General features: G+C 64.3%; 19 protein-coding genes. 7 read left to right on the top strand and 12 right to left on the bottom strand.

What is annotated here, in order from left to right:
• Nucleotides 1-4: 4 nt before the first annotated feature.
• The gene (gene hemB, locus QO034_RS07025; protein ID WP_284484800.1) at nucleotides 5-1,003 is read right to left on the bottom strand and encodes a porphobilinogen synthase; all 999 of its coding nucleotides are present in this window, start codon (nucleotides 1,001-1,003) and stop codon (nucleotides 5-7) included.
• Nucleotides 1,004-1,231: 228 nt separating this feature from the next.
• Here hemB and QO034_RS07030 point away from each other — a divergent pair, with 228 nt between their 5' ends.
• Complete coding sequence (locus QO034_RS07030) at nucleotides 1,232-1,759, top strand: component of SufBCD complex (protein ID WP_284484801.1); 528 nt, start codon at nucleotides 1,232-1,234, stop codon at nucleotides 1,757-1,759.
• A gap of 24 nt (nucleotides 1,760-1,783) precedes the next feature.
• Nucleotides 1,784-5,263 (top strand): transcription-repair coupling factor, encoded by a 3,480-nt coding sequence (mfd, locus tag QO034_RS07035; protein WP_284484802.1) that lies wholly within the window; start codon nucleotides 1,784-1,786, stop codon nucleotides 5,261-5,263.
• 284 nt (nucleotides 5,264-5,547) lie between these two features.
• On the opposite strand, the gene QO034_RS07040 is transcribed toward mfd, so the two are convergent.
• Both QO034_RS07040 and QO034_RS07045 read right to left on the bottom strand, forming a co-directional pair.
• Nucleotides 5,548-7,212 (bottom strand): hypothetical protein, encoded by a 1,665-nt coding sequence (locus QO034_RS07040; protein ID WP_284484803.1) that lies wholly within the window; start codon nucleotides 7,210-7,212, stop codon nucleotides 5,548-5,550.
• A gap of 53 nt (nucleotides 7,213-7,265) precedes the next feature.
• Entirely contained in the window at nucleotides 7,266-8,474 is a 1,209-nt protein-coding gene (locus tag QO034_RS07045; RefSeq protein WP_284484804.1) for an MFS transporter, read from the bottom strand.
• 133 nt (nucleotides 8,475-8,607) lie between these two features.
• Here QO034_RS07045 and QO034_RS07050 point away from each other — a divergent pair, with 133 nt between their 5' ends.
• Nucleotides 8,608-8,922, top strand: coding sequence for a hypothetical protein (locus tag QO034_RS07050; RefSeq protein WP_284484805.1), 315 nt, complete (start codon nucleotides 8,608-8,610; stop codon nucleotides 8,920-8,922).
• Here the strand turns inward: QO034_RS07050 and QO034_RS07055 are convergent.
• Genes QO034_RS07055 through QO034_RS07065 form a run of 3 tightly spaced genes read right to left on the bottom strand, consistent with a single transcriptional unit; the run spans nucleotide 8,889 to nucleotide 11,457 of the window.
• On the bottom strand, nucleotides 8,889-9,281 hold the full coding sequence (locus QO034_RS07055) for a potassium channel family protein (protein WP_284484806.1): 393 nt from the start codon (nucleotides 9,279-9,281) through the stop codon (nucleotides 8,889-8,891). The genes QO034_RS07050 and QO034_RS07055 overlap by 34 nt on opposite strands.
• Nucleotides 9,278-9,943 carry a DsbA family oxidoreductase gene (locus QO034_RS07060; protein WP_284484807.1) on the bottom strand — a complete coding sequence of 222 codons (666 nt, stop codon included), beginning with the start codon at nucleotides 9,941-9,943 and terminating at the stop codon, nucleotides 9,278-9,280. The genes QO034_RS07055 and QO034_RS07060 overlap by 4 nt, the downstream gene beginning before the upstream one ends.
• Nucleotides 9,940-11,457, bottom strand: a complete 1,518-nt coding sequence (locus QO034_RS07065) for a class I adenylate-forming enzyme family protein (RefSeq protein ID WP_284484808.1) — start codon at nucleotides 11,455-11,457, stop codon at nucleotides 9,940-9,942. The genes QO034_RS07060 and QO034_RS07065 overlap by 4 nt, the downstream gene beginning before the upstream one ends.
• 64 nt (nucleotides 11,458-11,521) lie before the next feature.
• Between QO034_RS07065 and QO034_RS07070 the strand changes: the two genes are divergently transcribed.
• Entirely contained in the window at nucleotides 11,522-12,145 is a 624-nt protein-coding gene (locus QO034_RS07070) for a helix-turn-helix domain-containing protein (protein WP_284484809.1), read from the top strand.
• A gap of 3 nt (nucleotides 12,146-12,148) precedes the next feature.
• On the opposite strand, the gene QO034_RS07075 is transcribed toward QO034_RS07070, so the two are convergent.
• Both QO034_RS07075 and QO034_RS07080 read right to left on the bottom strand, forming a co-directional pair.
• The gene (locus tag QO034_RS07075; RefSeq protein WP_284484810.1) at nucleotides 12,149-12,385 is read right to left on the bottom strand and encodes a hypothetical protein; all 237 of its coding nucleotides are present in this window, start codon (nucleotides 12,383-12,385) and stop codon (nucleotides 12,149-12,151) included.
• Between the two features lie 173 nt (nucleotides 12,386-12,558).
• Entirely contained in the window at nucleotides 12,559-14,376 is a 1,818-nt protein-coding gene (locus QO034_RS07080; protein ID WP_407696733.1) for an extracellular solute-binding protein, read from the bottom strand.
• A gap of 323 nt (nucleotides 14,377-14,699) precedes the next feature.
• Here QO034_RS07080 and QO034_RS07085 point away from each other — a divergent pair, with 323 nt between their 5' ends.
• Nucleotides 14,700-15,473, top strand: a complete 774-nt coding sequence (locus QO034_RS07085) for a 3-hydroxybutyrate dehydrogenase (protein ID WP_284484812.1) — start codon at nucleotides 14,700-14,702, stop codon at nucleotides 15,471-15,473.
• Between the two features lie 87 nt (nucleotides 15,474-15,560).
• On the top strand, nucleotides 15,561-16,595 hold the full coding sequence (locus QO034_RS07090; RefSeq protein WP_284484813.1) for a patatin-like phospholipase family protein: 1,035 nt from the start codon (nucleotides 15,561-15,563) through the stop codon (nucleotides 16,593-16,595).
• Here the strand turns inward: QO034_RS07090 and QO034_RS07095 are convergent.
• The 4 genes from QO034_RS07095 to QO034_RS07110 form a co-directional block, all read right to left on the bottom strand.
• The gene (locus QO034_RS07095; protein WP_284484814.1) at nucleotides 16,592-17,302 is read right to left on the bottom strand and encodes a DUF502 domain-containing protein; all 711 of its coding nucleotides are present in this window, start codon (nucleotides 17,300-17,302) and stop codon (nucleotides 16,592-16,594) included. The genes QO034_RS07090 and QO034_RS07095 overlap by 4 nt on opposite strands.
• A gap of 78 nt (nucleotides 17,303-17,380) precedes the next feature.
• On the bottom strand, nucleotides 17,381-18,295 hold the full coding sequence (locus QO034_RS07100) for a pseudouridine-5'-phosphate glycosidase (protein ID WP_284484815.1): 915 nt from the start codon (nucleotides 18,293-18,295) through the stop codon (nucleotides 17,381-17,383).
• The gene (locus QO034_RS07105; RefSeq protein ID WP_284484816.1) at nucleotides 18,292-19,191 is read right to left on the bottom strand and encodes a PfkB family carbohydrate kinase; all 900 of its coding nucleotides are present in this window, start codon (nucleotides 19,189-19,191) and stop codon (nucleotides 18,292-18,294) included. The genes QO034_RS07100 and QO034_RS07105 overlap by 4 nt, the downstream gene beginning before the upstream one ends.
• Nucleotides 19,192-19,341: 150 nt before the next feature.
• Nucleotides 19,342-19,962 carry a thiamine phosphate synthase gene (locus tag QO034_RS07110; protein ID WP_284484817.1) on the bottom strand — a complete coding sequence of 207 codons (621 nt, stop codon included), beginning with the start codon at nucleotides 19,960-19,962 and terminating at the stop codon, nucleotides 19,342-19,344.
• A gap of 156 nt (nucleotides 19,963-20,118) precedes the next feature.
• Between QO034_RS07110 and QO034_RS07115 the strand changes: the two genes are divergently transcribed.
• Nucleotides 20,119-20,865, top strand: a complete 747-nt coding sequence (locus QO034_RS07115; protein WP_284484818.1) for an RNA methyltransferase — start codon at nucleotides 20,119-20,121, stop codon at nucleotides 20,863-20,865.
• The last annotated feature ends 23 nt before the right edge of the window (nucleotides 20,866-20,888 follow it).

A 20,888-nucleotide genomic window follows, 5' to 3' on the forward strand; every position in this document is an offset into this window, starting at 1 on the left:
CCGCTCAGGATTGCAGCAGCCGCGCGGCCGCCGGTGCGAAATAGGTCAGGATTCCGTCGCAGCCCGCGCGCTTGAAGGCCATCAGGCTTTCCAGCATCACCCGGTCGCCGTCGATCCAGCCGTTCTGCGCCGCGGCCCGGATCATCGCGTATTCGCCGCTCACCTGATAGGCGAAGGTCGGCGCGCCGAACGTGTCCTTCACCCGGCGGCAGATGTCGAGATAGGGCAGGCCGGGCTTGACCATCACCATGTCGGCACCTTCGCGCAGGTCGCGTTCCACGAGCCGCAGCGCCTCGTCGGAATTGGCCGGGTCCATCTGGTAGGTCTTCTTGTCCCCGGTCAGCGCCGCGCTGGCCCCCACCGCGTCGCGGAACGGCCCGTAAAAGGCGCTGGCGTATTTCGCAGCGTAGCTCAGGATCATCACGTTCTGATGCCCCGCCGCCTCCAGCGCCGCCCGCATCGCGCCGATGCGCCCGTCCATCATGTCGCTCGGCCCGATGATGTCGGCCCCGGCCTCGGCCTGCGCCAGAGTCATCTTCACAAGCGCCTCGACCGTGGCGTCGTTGACGATCTCGCCATCGACCACGTACCCGTCGTGGCCGTTGATGTTGTAGGTGTCCAGCGCCACGTCGGTCATCACCGCGATGCCGGGCACCTCGGCCTTGATCGCCCGGATCGCCCGGTTGGCGTGGTTGTCCGGGTCCCAGGCCCCGGCGCAGTCCTCGGTGCGTTCCTCCATGCCGGTGTAGGGAAAGATGCAGATCGCCGGGATGCCGAGACCGGCCGCCTCCCGCGCGGCCTCGACCACCTTGTCGACGCTGCGCCGCATGACGCCGGGCATCGACGGCACCGGCTCCTCGATGCCGGTCCCGGCGCGCACGAAGACCGGCCAGATCAGGTCGTCCACCGTCAGCGTGTTCTGCCGCACCAGGCCCCGGATCGCCGGGTTCTGGCGGGTGCGGCGCAGGCGGGCGGCGGGAAAGGGGGCGACGGTGGGTTTCATGGGCAGGGGCCTCCGGTCAGGATCTGCTCCGATAGGTGCCATGGAATGCCCGCACCGGCAAGCCATGCGGTCGCCCCGGTCGCCTTGAGCCGGGACAGGAAACGCCGGCGCGCGCGTCGCGCTGCCCCGGCGGAGGCCGCCCGATCACCAAGCGGGTTGCACTTGCGCCGCGCCGGTGGCATTGATCGGCATCCCGACGGGCAATTTGGGCAGAAGCAGGCGACAGGCGTGGATTGGTACAGCTCGATCTTCGAACTGATCGACATGCGGTCGTTTTCGAACCTGTGGTACTGGATCGCGCTGGCGACGCTGTGGTCCACGGCGAGCCACTGGGTCCTGGGCGTGCCCTATGACATGGTGCTGCGCGCCCGCCGGGTCGGCGGTCAGGCGGAAACCGATCTCGAAGACATCACCCGCGTCAACGTCAACCGGCTGCTCTATATCGGCCGGGTGTCCGGCCTCTGGATCCTGGCCATGGTGAGCTTCGTGCTGTCCGGCCTTCTGGTCCTGGCGATCTGGTATAGGGTGGAATTCGCGCAGGCCATGTTCCTGCTGGCCTTCCCGATGACCATCGTCGGGGCGCTGAGCCTGTCCACCGCCAAGCTGATCGAATCCGAAGGCGGCACCGGCGATCTGCTTCAGAAACGGCTGGGGCGGCAGCGGCTCTACACGCAGATGATCGGCACGGTGTCGATTTTCGTCACCGCCGTCTGGGGCATGTATCAGAACATCACCATCGGCGTTCTGGGCGGCTGACTGCAAAGACCGGAGCGATCTCTCATGAAACCATCGACCCATCTCACCGTCGGCGGGGCGCCCGAAGGCTTCGACGCGCGGCTGATCCTGAACGAAATCGCCCGCTCCGGGGCGCCGGTCCTGCATGTGGCCCGCGACGACAAGCGCATGGCGGCGCTGCGGGCGGCGCTGGACTTCTTCGCGCCGGAGATGCCTGTGCTGACCTTTCCGGGCTGGGATTGCCTGCCCTACGACCGGGTGTCGCCCAACGCCGACATTTCCGCCGCGCGGATGGCGACGCTGGCGGCGCTCGTGCACCAGATGCCCAGCCGTTTCGTGCTGCTCACCACGCTCAACGCCGCCGGTCAGCGCCTGCCGGCCCGGTCGGTCCTGCGCGAGGCCGCCTTCACCGCCCGCGTCGGCAGCCGCATCGACGAAACCGCGCTGCGCCAGTTCCTCGTGCGCATGGGCTTCTCGCAAAGCCCGACGGTGATGGAACCCGGCGACTACGCGATCCGCGGCGGCATCATCGACATCTATCCGCCGGGCGAGGGCGGGCCGGTCCGGCTCGACCTCTTCGGCGACGTGCTCGACGGCGCGCGCCGGTTCGACCCCGCGACGCAGCGCACCACCGAAAAGCTGGATCTGGTGGAACTCGCCCCGGTTTCCGAAGTCATCCTAGACGAGGCCGCGATCACCCGGTTCCGCCAGAACTACCGTATCGAATTCGGCGCCGCGGGCACGGACGACCCGCTCTACGAAGCGGTCAGCGCCGGGCGCAAGCATCAGGGCATCGAACACTGGCTGCCGTTCTTTCACGAGAAGCTGGAAACCCTGTTCGATTACCTGCCGGGCGTCACGATCACCCAGGACGATCAGGTGACTCCCGCGCGTCTCGCCCGCTGGGACAGCATCGCCGACCAGTACGAGACCCGCAAGCTGGCGATGCGGCAGAAGGCGCGGCTCGACAGCGTCTACAAGCCCACGCCGCCGGCGCTGCTCTATCTCGACGACGCGGCCTGGGACGCCGCGGTGGCCGGGCACAGGCTGCTGCAATTCAACCCCTTGCCCCAGGCCAGCGGCCCCGGCGTGATCGACGCGGGCGGCCGGATCGGGCGCAATTTCGCCCCCGAACGCCAGCAGGAACAGATCAGCCTCTTCGGGGCGCTCGCCGATCACATCCGCACCCGCCTGCAACAAGGCCCGGTGGTTGTCGCCTCCTATTCCGAGGGCGCGCGCGAACGGCTTTCGGGGCTGATCGAGGACGAGGGGCTCGCCGAAACCATCGCCATCCCCAACGCCACCCGCATCGGCAAGCGTGGGCTGCACCTCGCCGTCTGGGCGCTGGAACACGGGTTCCAGACCTCCGACCTCACCGTCATCGCCGAACAGGACGTGCTCGGCGACCGGCTGATCCGCACCGCCCGGAAACGCCGCAAGGCGGAAAACTTCCTGACCGAAACCCAGTCGCTCTCCCCCGGCGATCTGGTGGTGCATGTGGACCACGGCATCGGCCGCTACCAGGGGATGGAGGTGATCACCGCCCTCGGCGCCGCCCATGAATGCCTGCTGCTGGAATATGCCGAAGGCGCCAAGCTCTATCTGCCGGTCGAGAATATCGAACTGCTGTCGAAATACGGCCACGAGGAAGGGCTGCTCGACAAGCTCGGCGGCGGGGCATGGCAGGCGAAAAAGGCGCGCCTCAAGGAACGCATCCGCGAAATGGCCGACCGGCTGATCCGCGTCGCCGCCGAACGCGCCCTGCGCCGCGCCCCGGTGCTTGAAGCCGAACACCATGCGTGGGAGGCGTTCTCCGCCCGCTTCCCCTACCAGGAAACCGACGACCAGCTCGCCGCCATCGGCGATGTGATCGGCGACCTTGAAAGCGGGCAGCCGATGGACCGGCTGATCTGCGGCGACGTGGGCTTCGGCAAGACCGAGGTCGCCATGCGCGCCGCCTTCGTCGCCGCCATGTCCGGCGTGCAGGTGGCGATCATCGCCCCCACGACCCTGCTCGCGCGCCAGCATTACGCCAGCTTCGCCGACCGCTTCCGGGGCTTCCCGTTTCAGGTCCGGCAGCTGTCGCGCTTCGTCTCCACGAAAGAGGCGCAGCAGACCCGCGACGGCATGGCGCGGGGCACCGTCGACATCGTGATCGGCACCCATGCGCTGCTGGCCAAGGGGGTGCGGTTCAAGAACCTGGGTCTCTTGATCATCGACGAGGAACAGCATTTCGGCGTCACCCACAAGGAACGGCTGAAACAGCTGCGCAGCGACATCCACGTACTGACTCTCACCGCCACGCCGATCCCGCGCACCCTGCAACTGTCGCTTTCGGGCGTGCGCGATCTTTCGATCATCGGCACGCCGCCGGTCGACCGTCTGGCGATCCGCACCTATGTGAGCGAATTCGACGCGGTGACGATCCGCGAGGCGCTGCTGCGCGAACATTACCGCGGCGGGCAGAGCTTCTACGTCGTGCCCCGCATCTCCGACCTGCGCGAGATCGAAGAATTCCTGAAGGAACAATTGCCGGAACTGACCTATCTCGTGGCGCATGGCCAGATGGCGGCGGGTGAACTCGACGACAAGATGAACGCCTTCTATGACGGCAAGTTCGACGTGCTGCTCGCCACCACCATCGTCGAATCCGGACTCGACATCCCGACCGCCAACACCATGATCGTGCACCGCGCCGACATGTTCGGCCTCGCGCAGCTCTACCAGATCCGGGGCCGGGTGGGGCGGTCGAAAACCCGCGCCTATGCCTATCTCACCACGAAACCGCGCGCGAAACTGACCCCGGCGGCCGAAAAACGCCTGCGGGTGCTGGGCAGCCTCGACACGCTTGGCGCGGGCTTCACCCTTGCGAGCCAAGATCTCGACATTCGCGGCGCCGGGAACCTGCTGGGCGAGGAACAGTCGGGCCAGATGCGCGACGTGGGCTACGAACTCTACCAGTCGATGCTGGAAGAGGCGATCGCCAAGATCCGCAGCGGCCAGATGGAGGGCCTGTCCGACGCCGACGACCAGTGGGCGCCGCAGATCAATCTCGGCGTGCCGGTGCTGATCCCCGAAGACTACGTGCCCGATCTCGACGTGCGCCTCGGCCTCTACCGCCGCCTGTCGTCGCTTTCCACCAAGGTGGAACTCGAAGGTTTCGCCGCCGAACTGATCGACCGGTTCGGCAAGCTGCCGCGTGAGGTCAACACGCTGTTGCTGGTGGTGCGGATCAAGGCCATGTGCAAGCGCGCCGGCATCGCCAGGCTCGACGGCGGCCCCAAGGGCGCGACCATCCAGTTCCACAACGACAAGTTCGCCAGCCCCGAGGGCCTTGTCGCCTTCATCCAGGATCAGAAAGGGCTGGCAAAGGTCAAGGATAACCGGATCGTCGTGCGCCGCGACTGGACAAGGGAAGGCGACAAGATCAAGGGCGCCTTCGCCATCGCCCGCGACCTTGCCGAGAAAGTCATCGCGAAACAGAAGAAATCCAGGGCGCAGACGGCAAGCGGTCCGTCGGCCTGACCTTCTTGCCGCGGGTCGGCATGCCCGAATGCACCATCGGCGGCGGACCGGCCCGGATCACGCCGGGCCACGTGTCCGGACAGAGGTCTGGCGATGGCCCGTGCCGGGCCTTCCGGTCCGCACCGTTCGCCCGGTTAACCCGGTCCGTGGCAGCCCTGCGTATGCACGCGGTATGCACAGGCTGTGTGCCGGTAGCCATATTCACGAAGTGACGATTCAGCCTTGTTAACAAGGGGTTTCGCACCGGTTCGTGTTCGCGCGGTCATCTTTCGGTAACGCCTTGCTCAGCCCGCCGCCCGCATCGCCGCCTGGGCGCAGAAACAGGACGCGCCCACCGCCCGGTCGGCGCGGGCCAGCGCGGTGTCCAGCCGTTGCCGCACCTGGACGATCTCCACGCGCTCGCCGCGCGCTTTCAGACAGTCGTGCAAGCCTTTGAGACTCCAAATATTGTCCGGGTGGATGCTGGCCCGCGACAGGGTGCCGCCCAGCCCCAGATCTTCGCGGTAGACCGCCTCTGCCTCCGCCACCTTGCCCTGTTCGAACAACAGGGCGCCAAGGGCGTGACGGGCCGGCTGCATCCAGCCCCAGGGTTCGTCATAGGGCAATGCATCGTCCAAAGCGACCGAACGGCGCAGGTGATCGAAGGCAGAGTCGAAATTTCCCTTGCGGTATTCGATTTCGCCGCGCAGCATTTCCGAAGCGATTTCAAGAAGATCGAGGACGGTATTATTGTGGAGGAGCCGGGTTTCCGGCACCCGGTCGCGGGCGGCGAGGAACACCTGTTCCTCCGCTTCCGCCTCTGCAACGCGTCCCGTCGCGGCAAAGGCCAGTGCCCGCGCATAATGAGTCGTCGCGGCCAGGGTGCAATAGAGATCCGGGTCCGCCGGGGGCTCCAGCGCGATCAGCTCGTCCCAGCGTCCGAACCGGATCAGGATATGCGGTTCCATCGCCATGTAGCTTTCGAAATAATCCGCCATTGGCGGGCTTTCGATGCGCAGCATCTCTTCGGGCACGGTCGCGGCCATGCCCCGAACGGCCTCAAGCGCGGGTTCGATTTGTCCAATGAAAAGAGCGCCATAGATGACGAAGTGATAGTTGTGCTGGCGATAGCCGGTATAGATGTTGAAGGCGCCTTCGCGTTCGTAATACTTGAGATCGGCCCTGACTGCCTGCTGGTTCCAGTGGACCACGTCGTGATAGTGCCCGCACAGCACGTCGATATGGGTGGGCATATGCACCAGATGCCCCGCGTCCGGCGCCAGCGTGCGCAGGACGTCGCCCGCCTTCAGGGCCTTTTCGGGAAAGGGCGACATCTCCATCAGATGCACATAGAGATGCAGCAGACCGGGATGCGCCATCGCGCCCGGCTGATCCGCCATCGCGCTTTCCAGCGCCCGCTGCGCTTCCAGCGTCGCGGCCCCGGTCGCCGGGGCTCCGCTGGCCAGGTCCCACATCCGCCAGGGCGTCAGATTCAGCAGGGATTCCACATAGATAGTCCGCAGGTCCAGATCGTCCGGGTGGGTGGCGAAAGCGGCGCGCATGGCATCGGCGAAGTCATGGTTCCAGGCCTGCATGTCCAATCCGGGTTCACGCTGCGGATAGCGCGCGGGCAGGGCGTTGATCAGCGCCTGTTCCACATCCGTGCATCCCGGAGCCAGCCGCACCGCCGCCTGCGTCGCATCATGGGCGAGCGCCAGCGCCTCCGCGCGGCCCGTCTCGTCGAACAGGTCCCACGGCATGTTGTAATTCGGCCCGCCCGCATAGGCGATTCCCCAATGGGCCATGGCGCAGGCGGGATCATGGTCCAGGGCGCGTTTGAAACAGGCCACGGCTTCTTCGTGATTATATCCGTAGGTCCAGATCAGGCCGCGATCGAACCACATCTGGGCTTCGGACGACCTGGTCGTGACCGGGCAACTGTGGTCGCCAAGATCGTAATAGCCATCCATCCCGAACCTCCTGTTTCCGCCCAGGATAACAGGAATCGCCGGTGTCACCAATATCAGGCGGGCCGGCGGGCTTCGATCCGGCCCATGTACAGCATCAGGGCAAAACCCGCGATCGACATCAGCACGAACCCCATGGCAAGCGGCAGCAGGGATCCATCGAAGAGCAGGCCGATCGGGGCCGCGATGGCAGCGGCCAGCACGGTCGAGATCGCGCCGATCACCGAAGCGGCCATGCCGGCGATGTGGCCCATCGGTTCCATGGCAATCGCATTCAGATTGCCCAGCGTCGTGCCGGCCATGAAGAAGGCGCAGGACTGCCAGAAAACGAAAATCGCGAACAGACGGTCCGGCGGCAGGTCCAGCCCGGAGATCGCCAGAACGCCGCCGGACAGGACGACCTGCGCCCCCAGCGACCAGGTCACCATCCGGCGCATGCCGACCCGGACAACGATTGCGGCATTCAGAAGACTGGCGCTGCCGGACACCAGCGCCACCGCCCCGAACCAGAACGGAAAGCTGTCGGCCTTGCCAAAGATCACGTCATAGACCGGTTGCACCATCGTCAGCATGGTGAAGAGCATGCCGAGACACAGGGTCTGGACGATGATCGACAGGCGCACGGTCGGATGCGCCAGCATCTGGCGCACCGCATCCAGCAGGAGCGGCGCGCGAAACGGCCGCCGGTTCTCGGGCGCAAGCGGTTCCGGCAGCCGCAGCCCCATCCAGAAGATGCAGATCAGCGAGAACAGCACGAAAGCCGCGAAAATGCCGCGCCATCCGACGATGGCGATGATCCCGGCCCCCATCATCGGCGCGAAGGCCGGGAAGATCGTGAAGATCATCATCGCGATCGACATCATGCGGGCCATTTCGCGCCCGGTGTAGAGATCGCGCATGATCGCCACGGCAACGACTCGCGGCGCGGCTGCGCCGATCCCCTGGACCACGCGGGCGATCAGCACCAGTTCGAGCGAGGAACTGAACCAGGCCACCGTCGCCGCCGCGATATAGAGGAGCGAGCCGAAGAAAATCACCGGCTTGCGCCCGAAAGCGTCCGACAGCGGGCCGGTAAAGAAGGTCCCAAGACCCATGCCAAGGACGAAGGATGTCAGGATCAGTTGCGCCCGGTTCGGATCGGCCGGACTCAACTCGTCACCGATTTCCGGAAGAGCCGGCAACATGGCGTCGATTGAGAATGCGATCGTTGCGAACATCATCGCGATCAGCGCAATGAATTCGCCGCGGGACATGTGGGTGGGCATTGGGACTCCGGGGTTCTGAGGCGGGCGCTATCACAGGCGATGCGGCTTGGCCAGATTTCCTGCTGGTCAATAGTTTACGAAAACAGTAGGAAACCAGTAATTGATAAAAACAGTCAAGTATAAGGACAGTCTGATGAAACTCCTGATAACGACACTTTCTGCTCTGACAATGGCTTTGCCGGCCATGGCGTCCGGCCCCGGAGAATCACATGCCGGCAAGGGCACGGCCTATCTGGGAAATGGCGTTCTGAGCTACGAGGTGTTCGAAGCCTCGATCACCCATGCCGACATGGAGAACTGCCCGGTGGAGTTCGACCCTGACGCGGTGTTCTGCCGCCTGACCCTGGCGAATGACAGCGCCCATGTCTTTGTCTTTTCCTATGATGGCGCGCAACCGTTGCTGGCCGTCAAGCACTATGAACTGGACGGCGATTTCCTGCCTTTCTGATCCGGGTTCGGCTGATCGTCTTCGTTGGCCGCGGTCGGTGGATCGTCGTGGTTTCTGTGGCCCAGTCGGCCGATCAGCCATTCCGTATGCTCTTCGCGCTTCTGCATGTGGTAGAGCGCGAATTGCTGGATTGCGACGGCGAAGATGCCGAGGCCGGTAAAGATGAAGAAGGTCGTTCCGATCTTGCCAAGCGCGGTGGCGGGAACGAGCGACCCGTAGCCGACGGTCGAAATCGTGATCACGGTGAAGAAATAGGAATCCAGCCAGCCCCAGCCTTCGACGAGGTGAAAGAAAACGGTTCCAAGGGCGACGATGCCGACAAGACTGATGACGACCGTATGCGCTTTGAACTGTTTCAATGCTGCTCGGCGCTTTCCGGGATCTGAGCCTGCAATTCCCGGATCACCTTCTGCCAAAGCTCGGGCGGTTGTGCCCCCGGCACGGCATGTTTGCCGGCGACGATGAAGGTTGGAACCGATGTCACGCCCATTTCGCGGCTGTGACGGTCGCGTTTCGCGATGTCGTCCCGATCCGCATCCGTCGCCAGAAGCCGCGCCACCACAGACGCATCCATTCCGATGCTGTCGGCGATATCGGCCAGAACCTCGGGGTCGCCGATATCGCGGGCTTCGACGAAATAGGCGTTGAACAGCGCATCGACCATGTCGTTCTGTTTGTGCTCTATGCCGGCCCAATGGATCAGCCGGTGGGCGTCCATGGTGTTGGGCGTGCGGGCCATGTCTTCGAAATTGATGCTCAGCCCGGCGGCCTCGGCGCTTTCGACGACCGGCGCATAGGCGCGCACCGCGCCATCCTTGCCGCCGAACTTGGCTTCGAGATAGGCGCGCCGGTCCATGCCGTCCTCCGGCATGTCCGGGTTCAACTGGAAGGGATGCCACTGGATGACGAAGGGATGGTCGGGGATCGCCGCCAAAGCCTGGTCCAGATGGGTCTTGCCGATGTAGCACCACGGGCAAATCGGGTCCGAAAGGATGTCCAGCGAAATTGTGCGGTCTGTCATCGGTCCTTGGCTTTGAAATATGCATGCAGGGCGCGGCGCAGCAGCTTTCCGTTTGCGCTGACGGGCAATGCAGGCAGGTGGATATAGGCACGGGGCTGCTTGTACCGCGCCAGCTTGTCCTGAACATAGGTGCGCAGCACCGCATCGTCCAGAGCGGCCGGGCCGGTGTAGAAGGCCGCTATGATCCGGGTGTCTTCCTTGATCTCGATATCGGTCACGCCGGCCTGGGTGATGCCGGGATGGCCGGACAGGACGGTTTCGACTTCGAGAGGCGACACGCGGTAGCCTCCGGCATTCATCATGTCGTCGTTCCGGCCCAGGTAGCTGATCTGACCGTCGGCCGCCATCGCGCCGAGGTCCCCGGTCAGGAACCAGTCCCCCTGCATGCGGTCCGCGGCTTCGTCGGGCGCGTTCAGGTATCCCAGCATCAGGCCGGGATCTTCGCGGTGCACCGCGATGACGCCCTCCTGGCCCTGCGGCACCGGGCCATCGGCATCGACGATGGCGACGCGTCGCCCCTGCTGCGGGCGCCCCAGCGCATCGCCGCGCGCCGGCTGCGACGGACTGGTCGAAATGAACGTCGAACATTCCGACATGCCATAGGCCTCGTAGATCTCGGTTCCGGTCGCGCGGTGCCACAGGCCCGCCAGGTGCCGTGACAGCTTTTCACCGGCGCTCAGCCCATGTCGGAGGTGCGGCAGATCCAGATGTGTCCGGTCGGACAGGAACTTGCGATAGACGCCCGGCGCGGCGGCGAAGATCGTGGCTTCATGGGTTTTCATCAGCTTCGGCAGATCGGCCAGATCGGTGCCCTGTTCCGGGATCAGCGCCGTCGCGCCAATGGTCCAGGGATCCATCAGTCCGGTTCCCAGCGTATAGGTCCAGTTGAACGCGCCGGCGTGAAGCAGGCGGTCCTGCGGGGTCAGCCCATACCAGCCGTCGATCATCATCCGCCGGGCCCAGATCGCCCGGTGGGCATGGGCGACGGCGCGCGGCTTGCCCGAGGTGCCGGAGGTGTAGACGACATAGGCCAGCCGGTTCGGATCGCCCTTGTCCCAGGCGCAGGGCGGCTGATCGCGCATCGCGCGCAACGCGTCGAGCGTGATCATTCGCGGGTGCGCGGCACAGGCCACGTCCGGGTCGTGCAGAACCGCCGCGACCGACAGTTCCGCGATCATCTTCGCGGTTTCGCTTTCGGTCAGCTGCGACGAGGTCGGCACCGGAACCAGTCCGGCGGCGATCGCACCGAGGTAGGCGATCGGGAAATCGATAGTGTTTCCGAGCCGCATCAGGACAATGTCGCCGGGGCGCAGCCCGAGGGCAAGCAGCCCGGTGCCGGTGGCGCGTATGGCACCGCTCAACTGTCCAAAGCTCCAGTCCTGCGATCCGGAGGCTCCCAGAACCGAAAGGGCCGTTTTTTCCGGGTGTCGATCCGCATGCCCGATCACGTGCTCCGCCAAGTTGAAGGGCGCGGGGCAGGCGGGAGGCGGACCCATGTCGAAGATCGATTGCATGGCCCTTGGCTAGCGCGCCAGAGAGATCGTTGCAAGCTGCCCGGAGCGCTCCTATAGAACGGCCATGACACCGCGCGATCCGAAGGCCATCATCCGCATCGCCCGCAGTTCCGGGGCGGACAGCGACGCGCAGCCGCTGGATCTCGGGGCGCGGGTGCGCGAGTTGCGCAAGGCGCGGTCCTGGACTCTGGAACAGGCCGCGAGCCAGGCCGGTCTGGCGCGTTCTACCCTGTCCAAGATCGAGAACGGGCAGATGTCTCCGACCTACGAGGCCCTGAAAAAGCTGGCTGTCGGGTTGCGGATCTCGGTGCCGCAACTGTTCACGCCACCGGAGCGCGACCAGATCACCGGCCGCCTGGCGGTGACGAAATCAGGTGAAGGCGAGGCCCATGCGACGGCGACCTACGAACACGAGCTTCTGGCCGAAAACCTGACTAAGAAGCAGATGCTGCCCTACCGGGCGCGGGTGCGGGCGCGGTCGATGGAGGAATTCGAAGGTTGGGTGCGCCATGACGGGGAAGAGTTCCTGTATGTGCTGACCGGGGTCGTCAGGCTGTTCACGGAATTCTATGAACCGATCGAGATGCGCCGGGGCGACAGCGCCTATTACGACGCGACCATGGGGCACAACGTGATTTCGGTCAGCGCCGAAGATGCCCTGATTCTCTGGGTGACGTCGCTGACCTGACGTTCAGGCGGCTTCGTGCCCGTCTTCCGCCTCGCAAAGCAGGCTCTGGATATAGAGAAAATCCTCGACCTCCTCTCGGGCTTCGGTCAACGTCAGGTTCTGGACATCCGCCAGGTAGGCTTCGAAGCGATCCCGGTCCAGTTTCGAGAACGGCATGGCCGCATCGTCCAGTTTGGGAAACCGGATCTGCAGGCGACGGTACCAGGTGGCCCAATCCGCCGTCATGTCTGTCCAGGTCATAGCATGCATCCCCTTTGGCAATCTCTTGCCTCCCATCCGCCAGCGTAGCGACGCTGCAACGCAGAGAAAAGAGGCTATCGGTCGCAGCCGCGATTTTTTGTAAAGGTTCTGTGAAGGTCCCTGATGCGTCGGCGGCTGGTGGTCAAGCCATTGAAAATACGTACTTTTCGCCTCTATTCCGGGTCGTACCACCAGACATCGGGCAGGAATCCAACCGCGTCGCCGTAGATTGGCAACCGGTCGGGGAAACGGAGGTGCCGGGAATGGGCGATGCGACCCACGTCATACTGCCAGATCGGAATCACGTATCGTCCGGTCGTCAGCACGCGATCCAGCGCCCTGACCGCGGACACGAAATCTGTCCGGGTTTCGGCGGTGAGCATCGTGTCGATCATCGCGTCCACCGCCGGCGAAGCGACGCCCATCAGGTTTCGGGATCCCGGCGTTTCCGCGCCGCCGCTGCCCCAGTAGAGCCTTTGTTCGTTGCCGGGAGACAGTGACAGATCGCGGCGAAACGGCGTCATGTCAAAGTCGTATTCCCCGATCCGGGCGGTGTATTGCGCGTCATCGACGGTCGTCACGGTCACGGCCATTCCGAGCCGCTCCAGCGCCTGACGGTAGATTTCGATCACGGTCTGGTTCCCGGTGTCGCCCTGACGTAGTAGCACGTCAAAGGCAAACGGATCGCCATTTCGATCCGTCAGAACGCCGTCGGTTACGGTCCATCCGGCCTCTGCCAGCAAGTTCACGGCACGTCGCAGGTTTTTCCGGTTGCGCGCGGTGCCATCGCTTTGCGGCAGCGCGTAGCCGTCCAGCGCATCCGGTGCGAGCGTTTCCGAATAGGGGGCGAGCAGCGCGCGGACATCAGCGGATGGCGGTCCCGGCTGCATCGCCAGTTCGGAATTGGAGAAATAGGACGTGATGCGCGGCTGCACGCCGCCTGTGAGCGTGTCGTTGATGTATTCGAAGTTGAAGGCGAGCAGCATCGCTTCCCGGACGCGCCAGTCCTGAAATGGCGCACGGCGGGTGTTCATCACGAAGCCGGTCATGCCGGACGGTTTCCGGTGGGGAATTTCGGACTTGATGATATCGCCGCGCTGAACGGCGGGAAAGTTGTACTGCGTTTCCCATTTCTCGGCATTGAACTCGCGGTTGACAGTCAGTTCGCCGGCCTTGAAGGCTTCGAACAGAACGGTTTCGTCGCCGTAGAACTCGATCCGCAGTTCATCGAAGTTCTGGGTGCCGCGCCGGAACGGAAGGTCGTTGCCCCAATAGTCCGGGTTGCGGCGCAGGGTCACGAAGCGTCCGGCCTCGAAATCCGATACCACATAGGCGCCGGTTCCGATCGGAATGTCATCCAGCCCCGACGCGGCGAAGGTCTTGCCGTCCCACTGCGCCTTCTTCAGAATCGGGCGCATGCCGGCGATCAGGGCGAGTTCGCGGTCCGCGGTGTTGAAGTCGAAGCGGACGCTGCGCGGACCGGTCTGGCGGATCCCGGCGATCTGTTCCGCCAGCCCGCGATACCGCAGGTGCCCGGCGGTGCCGAGCGTCTGGTAGGACCAGATCACGTCTTCGACCGTGACCGGGCTGCCGTCCGAGAACCGGGCATCGGGGTGAAGATCGAATTCCACCCAGGACCGGTCGGGCGCGGCGCGCACTGATTCGGCCAGAAGCCCGTAGAGCGAGAAGGGTTCGTCCCAGGACCGGCCCAAAAGCGACTCGTAGCCCCAGAACCGCAACTGCCAGGGAGAGGTGCCTTTCTGCACGAAAGGATTGAGCGAATCAAAGCCGCCGGTGTTGCCGAAAACGATACGGCCCCCCTTGGGGGCTTCGGGGTTCGCATAGGGAAGAGACACAAAATCCGGTGGCAGGGCCGGCGTGCCATACATAGCTATGCCATGAAGTGATTCTGCGCCGCTTTCACTGGCCGCGAGAATGGTGGCGATTCCGATGGCGATCGCGCATGCGCGTTGGAAAAAAACTGGTCGCACTTTGGCAACAATCCCGCTCTTGCCTTATTTTGTTAACGCTCAGGGTAACGGGGGATTCACGTCTTTTCAAACTTTTAGCTTGGATGCTTCAGGGAAATTGCGTATACATAAATCACTGCTCGATAGGTTTCTTGCCTGTATGAAACCTGCCTCAATAACTTAACGCCCGCCTTGCGCGGGCGTTTTTTTTGGCTGCGGCGTGAACCGGCGCGGGTGGGGACGTCCGGGCAGGCGGCATGGGGGCACACCGCGATTTGCCGTTTCCTTTGCACTTGCAGCATGCCATTCTCACCGGCAGTCCACCGCAAGGAAAAGAGGCCGGAATGTCGTTGAAGGGAAAGACCGCCGTTGTCACCGGGTCCAATTCGGGAATTGGCCTGGGGATCGCGTGGGAAATGGCACGAGCGGGCGCCGACGTGGTGCTGAATTCGTTCACGGACCGGCAGGAGGATCATGACCTGGCGCGGCAGATCGCGGCCGAAACAGGGGTCGCCGCGCGCTATGTCAAGGCCGATCTGTCCAAGGCCGCAGAGTGCCGCGACCTGATCCAGCAGGCCGGTCGCTGCGATATCCTGGTCAACAATGCCGGCATCCAGCATGTGGCGCCGATCGACGAATTTCCGGTCGACAAATGGGATGCGATCATCGCGATCAACCTGAACTCGGCTTTTCACACCACGGCCGTCGCGCTGCCGATGATGCGGGAAGCCGGCTGGGGCCGGGTGGTGAACATCGCCAGCGCGCACGGCCTGACGGCCAGCCCCTACAAATCCGCCTATGTCGCGGCAAAGCACGGCATCGTCGGCATGACGAAGACCGTCGCATTGGAAACGGCGCAGGAACCGATCACCGCGAATGCGATCTGTCCCGGCTACGTGCTGACGCCGCTGGTGGAAGCGCAGATTCCGGACACGATGGAAAAATACGGGATGGGGCGTGAAGAGGTCATCAAGACGGTGATGCTCGAACGCCAGCCCAGCCGGGAATTCGCGACGGTCGAGCAGCTGGGCGGCACCGCCGTGTTTCTGTGTTCCGACGCGGCGGCGCAGATCACCGGGACCACGATCAGTGTCGATGGCGGCTGGACGGCTCTCTGAGGATAAGCGCGTCCTGGCCTGGCCGGATCGGGCGGGGGCCGGCCCCCGCACCCCCGGAGTATTTGCACAAAGATGAAGGAGCCGGCCATGCCGAAGGTCAAGCGGATCAATCTGGCCCTGCAAGGGGGCGGGGCGCACGGCGCTTTCACCTGGGGCGTTCTCGACAGGATTCTCCAGGAGGAGGATATCGAAATCGCGGCGATCTCCGGCACCTCTGCCGGAGCATTGAATGGCGCCGCGCTGAAAGCCGGGATGATTTCCGGCGGGCGCGACGGGGCGCGGGCCAACCTGGACTGGCTCTGGTCCCGCGTCGGGGCACAACAGGACGCGCGGCTGGTCGACTGGATGCGGGGGCTCGATCCGGGGCGGGTTGCGCGGGCGATCGAATATTCGCCTGCATTTGCCGTCGCCGACATGTGGTCGCGGATGATTTCCCCGTACAGTTTCGGTCCTTTTTATCGCAACCCGCTGGAATCGATCGTCCGGTCCTTTGACTTCGACAAGGTCTGCGCGGAGGCAGGGCCGGATCTGTTCGTCTGTGCGACGCGGGTGCGTACCGGCAAGATCCGGGTGTTTTCCGGGCCGGAGATCAGCACGGACGCAATTCTGGCCTCGGCCTGTTTGCCGACCCTGTTCCAGGCGGTGGAAATAGACGATCCGATCACCGGCCGACGGGAAGCCTATTGGGATGGCGGCTATACAGGAAACCCGGCGCTATTTCCTCTGTTCGCCGACCATTTGCCGTCGGATATCGTTATCATCAACATCAATCCGCTCGAACGGGATTCGGTTCCGGTGACGCCGCACCAGATACAGAACCGGATCAACGAGATCAGTTTCAATTCGTCCCTGCTGCGCGAACTCCGGGCCATCGCCTTCGTGCAGCGCTTGATCGCGGATGGCACCATGTCTTCGGAACGGATGAAAAAGGTGTTTGTCCACATGGTCGCGGATGACGTCCTGATGAACGATCTGTCGGTCGCAACCAAGCTCATGCCCAACGCTTTCGTTCTGGACCGGCTGAAGACCGCCGGGCAGATCGCTGCGGAGGCGTTCCTGTCTACTCACAAGAACGATCTCAACCGGAAGGGGACAGTCGATCTTGTTGAAACCTACAATTAATTCGGCCGCGGTTTGGTTTTGGACGCCGTTTCGGGCGGAACCGTCGGGTCCTTGCCGTTGGGGTAGACCAGCCCGGCTGAAATGACCAGCTTGGCAGCTTCCTCGACGGTCATGTCCAGTTCGATGACATCTTCTTTCGGCAGGAACAGAAGGAACCCGGATGTCGGATTCGGCGTGGTCGGAAGAAAGATGCTCATCAATTCGCCGGTCGTTTGCGCCCGTTTGGAGATTTCGCCTTTCGCGGTGGTGGAGATGAATCCGATGGCCCAGATGTCCTTGCGCGGATACTGGATCAGGCAGGCCTTCTCAAAGGAGCGTTCAGACTGGGCGAAGACGGTTTCCGAGATCTGCTTGATCCCTGAATAAATCGACCGCACGACCGGCATCCTGTCCACGATGCTTTCGCCCCAGCGGATCAGGGATCGTCCGATCAGTCCCTTCGCGATCCAGCCGATGAAGATCGTGAACACGAGAAAGATCACGACCCCGACACCGCGCAGGTTGATGCCGATATAGTGTTCCGGCCGGATCGTCTGGGGAACCAGCGGCAGAACGAAGCCGTCGATCCAGCCGACAACGGTCCAGATCAGCCACATGGTGAGGCCGACCGGCGCAATGACCACGAGGCCGGTCAGAAAAGACGATCTCAGGCGGGCAAACAGGCTCGGCTTGCGTATCTGCGGGTCGTCGTCAAAGGGAGTTGTCATCGGCGTTCCATCGGTTTGCCAGCGCAACCTAGGTAGTTGTCGCGCCCGCTACAATGGGCTGCGATGGCGCGGCGGGGCTTAACTTTCCGGATTGCCCATCGCTTTGGCGATCCGTGCTCCAAGCCGGGCGTTGTTTCTCACCAGGGCGATATTGGCCAGCAGGGAACGGCCTTCGGTCCGTTCGTAAATGCGCTGAAGCAGGAACGGCGTCACCGCCTTGCCGGTGATCCGGTGCTGACGCGCCTGGTCCTGCGCGGATTCGATGATCGGGGCCAGCGTGGCGGCTGCGATTTCGGCATCCGCCGGGATCGGGTTCGCGACGAGCTGGCCGCCGGGAATCCCCAACGCGACGCGCATCCTGTGGGCCTTTGCGATCTCGGCGGGGTCGTCCATGCGCAGGGGTGCCTTGTGATCGGATTTGGAGGACCAGAAGGCGGGAAACTCGGCCTGCCCAAAGGCGATCACCGGAACGCCGAGCGTTTCGAGAACTTCGAGCGTCTTGGAGATATCCAGGATCGCCTTGGCCCCGGCGGCCACCACCGTGACCGGTGTCTGGGCCAGTTCCTGCAGGTCGGCCGAGATGTCGAAGGTGGATTCGGCCCCCTGGTGGACGCCGCCGATGCCACCCGTCGCGAAGACCGGTATCCCGGCGTGATGCGCCGCGATCATGGTCGCGGCGACGGTGGTTGCGCCGGTGCCTCCGGTGGCGAGACAGGCGGCAAGATCGGCCCGCGACAATTTCGCCACGCCCCTGGTTCTGGCCAGCGCGTCAAGCTCTTCGGTTTCGAGGCCGATGTGCAGGCGGCCGTCCAGAACCGCTATCGTCGCCGGGGTCGCGCCGCCGTCGCGGATATCGGCCTCGACCTGGCGCGCGACCTCGACATTCTGCGGATAGGGCATGCCGTGGGTGATAATGGTGCTTTCCAGCGCGACGATCGGCCGGCGGTTTTCGCGCGCGGCGCGGCATTCGGAGGACAGGACAAGATCGATCATAGCGGGGTATCTCCTGAAACATATGTGGCGGCGGCATGCAGGGCGCGGGTCAGCGCGGTATCCCGGTCCGCGCCGCCGGCCTCGGCGGCGATATGGGCGGCCATGAACGTGTCGCCGGCACCGGTGACGCGGGTGACGAGCACCTCGGGGGGTGTCTGACTGATAAGGCCTGCCGCGTCGCCTTCGGTCGCCGTGTTGCCGCCATCGGTGACGAGCACCCGCAAGGCGCCTTTTTGCAGCAATCCGACCGCGGCGTCCCGCGAGGCGCCGAACACGGTCTGGCAGAGCAATCCCGCTTCTTCGAGATTTACATAGAGCGTGGCGCGACGGTGGTTCAGGAAGGGCAGAAGCCGTTCCGCCTTGCCCGGCGACGCCGGTGCCACCCGCAAGTCCGCGGCGCCAAAGGCCGGGTCGCGGGCGATCTGTTCCAGCAGGGTCTGGGTCAGGTTGCCGTCAAGCGCCACATGACCGCGAAACGGAGCCTGACCACTGCCGAGCGGGCCGGTCTGCAACGGGCGCAGGATCTTGTTGCCGGCGGCTTCCAGCGAATGCGCGTCAGCGATGGCGGCGATCAGGCCGTTGGCGCCTTCCACGGCCATGTAACGATCCGTCGGCAGATCGTCCGACCGGTAGACGTGATCGATGTCCATTCCCAGATCGGCGCAGGCGGCGGCGAGTTCGTCACCTTCCGGGTCCCGACCGATGGCGGTGAGCAGGATCGGGGCATGGCCGAACCGGACCAGCGTCATGGCGATGTTCATGGCCACGCCGCCGGGCAGGCGCGTGATGCGCCCCGGAACGTCCGAGCCCTGCCGCATGTGGCTGGCCGACCGGCCGATGACGTCCCAAAGGACGCTTCCGATACAGACGATGCCCTTGCCGCTTTCCTGTGTCATGTTCCGGCTTTTGCCGCCAATTCCGGTCCGGCGCAAGCGCCGGTGTCGCAAGGACCAGGGAACCGCGACCCGTCCGGTTGTGATCTTCGGCTTCGGCAGTCATCGCGCTGATCGGAGCCTTCTGGTTCGTCGAACGGGTTGCCTGACCGATCAGGCCATGGCCGCGACCAGTTGTGCCAGCGCCACCGCCGGGTCGTCGGCTTGCCAGATCTCGTCGCCGATCCCGAAGAAGTCGGTGCAGGGCGCAAAGGTCCTGACGATGTCGGGGGTCAAGCAGCCTTCGGCGACGACCGGAACCTCGATCACTTCGGACCACCATTGAAACAGGTCGAGATCCGCCACCTTGCCGTCGCCCAATGCGCCTGGCCCCACCGGGCCGAAACTGATGTAGTCGGCACCCGCTTCGCCGGCCGTCAGCCCATCATGGCGCGACGCGCCGCAGAAGCTGCCAACGATCGCATCGCTTCCCAGGGTCTTTCTGGCCGCGCGCACGGATTTGGCGGCATCGCCGAGATGTACGCCGTCCAGGCCGAGCCGTTGCGCCAGCAGAACGTGATCGTCAATCACGAGAGCAATGTCGCGGGCATGGGTCACGGCCCGGAGCGCATCCGCGGCGCGGGCGATCCGGTCTTCGTCGCGGCCGGCCATCGCCATTCTCACGCAGGCGACAGGGGTCGAGTCCAGCACGCGGGCGAGCAGGTCGGGAAATTGGTCGAGGTCGAACACCGGCGGCGAAATCAGATATATCTGGGGCTGCTCTGCACTGTCCATGCGCTTGGTCCTGTGACTGTTTCGCGCCGGTGTAGCGGATCATTCGCGGGATGGAAACGCCAATGCCGCCGGTGCGGGTTTTTCCAGCGGCGCGAGGCAAGGCTTGTCACCGGCGGAATCGCCTTTTATGGCGATGGTTCAGTCCCGGAGAAGCATATGCCGAGCGAACATCCTCAACCCCTCTTCGTCCTCGTGCGCCCGCAGATGGGCGAAAACATCGGTGCGGCCGCGCGGGCGATGTGGAATTTCGGCCTGGACCGGATGCGGCTGGTCGCGCCCCGCGACGGCTGGCCGAACCCGGCGGCGGACGCGATGGCCAGCGGGGCCGGGCGGCTGCTGGACGAAGCCATGCTTTGCCCCGATCTTCCGGCGGCGGTGGCCGACTGTTCCTATGTTTTCGCGACGACGGCGCGACAGAGGGAGCTGACAAAGCCGGTGTTCAGCCCGGAACGCGCGATGCAGGTCGCGGCGGAAAAGATCGCCGCCGGCGAAACCGTCGCCGTTCTGTTCGGGCCGGAACGCGCGGGTCTGGAAAACGAGGATATCGCCCGCGCGAACGCGATCATATCGGTGCCGGTCAATCCGGACTTCCCGTCGCTGAACCTCGCGCAATGCGTCCTGCTGACCGGATATGAATGGCGGCGGAACACGGGCGAGGTCGCGCCCGAAGTCGTGGCCGCGGGAAAATCCGGCTGGGCCAGCGGGCTGGAAATCGAGAAACTGGCGGAGCATTACGAAGCGCAACTGCACGAGGCGGGTTTCTTCTTTCCCGAAACCAAGGCCGACAACATGAAGGTCAACCTGCGCAACCTCTGGTCGCGCATGCCCCTGACGCAGGCGGATGTGCAGATGTTGCATGGGATCATGCGGCAGATGGTCCGCTGGAAACGCCGCGGCGGCTGAAGCCGCTGGACGGGCAGGGGGCA

The sequence above is a fragment of the Sedimentitalea xiamensis genome, assembly GCF_030164465.1.
GTDB lineage: Bacteria > Pseudomonadota > Alphaproteobacteria > Rhodobacterales > Rhodobacteraceae > Sedimentitalea > Sedimentitalea xiamensis.

What these genes read in the sequence shown, in the direction of transcription:
- hemB (WP_284484800.1), bottom strand. Translation starts at nt 1,003, where the DNA reads ATGAAACCCACCGTCGCCCCCTTTCCCGCCGCCCGCCTGCGCCGCACC.
- mfd (WP_284484802.1), top strand. Translation starts at nt 1,784, where the DNA reads ATGAAACCATCGACCCATCTCACCGTCGGCGGGGCGCCCGAAGGCTTC.
- QO034_RS07040 (WP_284484803.1), bottom strand. Translation starts at nt 7,212, where the DNA reads ATGGATGGCTATTACGATCTTGGCGACCACAGTTGCCCGGTCACGACC.
- QO034_RS07045 (WP_284484804.1), bottom strand. Translation starts at nt 8,474, where the DNA reads ATGCCCACCCACATGTCCCGCGGCGAATTCATTGCGCTGATCGCGATG.
- QO034_RS07050 (WP_284484805.1), top strand. Translation starts at nt 8,608, where the DNA reads ATGAAACTCCTGATAACGACACTTTCTGCTCTGACAATGGCTTTGCCG.
- QO034_RS07060 (WP_284484807.1), bottom strand. Translation starts at nt 9,943, where the DNA reads ATGACAGACCGCACAATTTCGCTGGACATCCTTTCGGACCCGATTTGC.
- QO034_RS07065 (WP_284484808.1), bottom strand. Translation starts at nt 11,457, where the DNA reads ATGCAATCGATCTTCGACATGGGTCCGCCTCCCGCCTGCCCCGCGCCC.
- QO034_RS07070 (WP_284484809.1), top strand. Translation starts at nt 11,522, where the DNA reads ATGACACCGCGCGATCCGAAGGCCATCATCCGCATCGCCCGCAGTTCC.
- QO034_RS07075 (WP_284484810.1), bottom strand. Translation starts at nt 12,385, where the DNA reads ATGACCTGGACAGACATGACGGCGGATTGGGCCACCTGGTACCGTCGC.
- QO034_RS07085 (WP_284484812.1), top strand. Translation starts at nt 14,700, where the DNA reads ATGTCGTTGAAGGGAAAGACCGCCGTTGTCACCGGGTCCAATTCGGGA.
- QO034_RS07090 (WP_284484813.1), top strand. Translation starts at nt 15,561, where the DNA reads ATGCCGAAGGTCAAGCGGATCAATCTGGCCCTGCAAGGGGGCGGGGCG.
- QO034_RS07095 (WP_284484814.1), bottom strand. Translation starts at nt 17,302, where the DNA reads ATGACAACTCCCTTTGACGACGACCCGCAGATACGCAAGCCGAGCCTG.
- QO034_RS07100 (WP_284484815.1), bottom strand. Translation starts at nt 18,295, where the DNA reads ATGATCGATCTTGTCCTGTCCTCCGAATGCCGCGCCGCGCGCGAAAAC.
- QO034_RS07105 (WP_284484816.1), bottom strand. Translation starts at nt 19,191, where the DNA reads ATGACACAGGAAAGCGGCAAGGGCATCGTCTGTATCGGAAGCGTCCTT.
- QO034_RS07110 (WP_284484817.1), bottom strand. Translation starts at nt 19,962, where the DNA reads ATGGACAGTGCAGAGCAGCCCCAGATATATCTGATTTCGCCGCCGGTG.
- QO034_RS07115 (WP_284484818.1), top strand. Translation starts at nt 20,119, where the DNA reads ATGCCGAGCGAACATCCTCAACCCCTCTTCGTCCTCGTGCGCCCGCAG.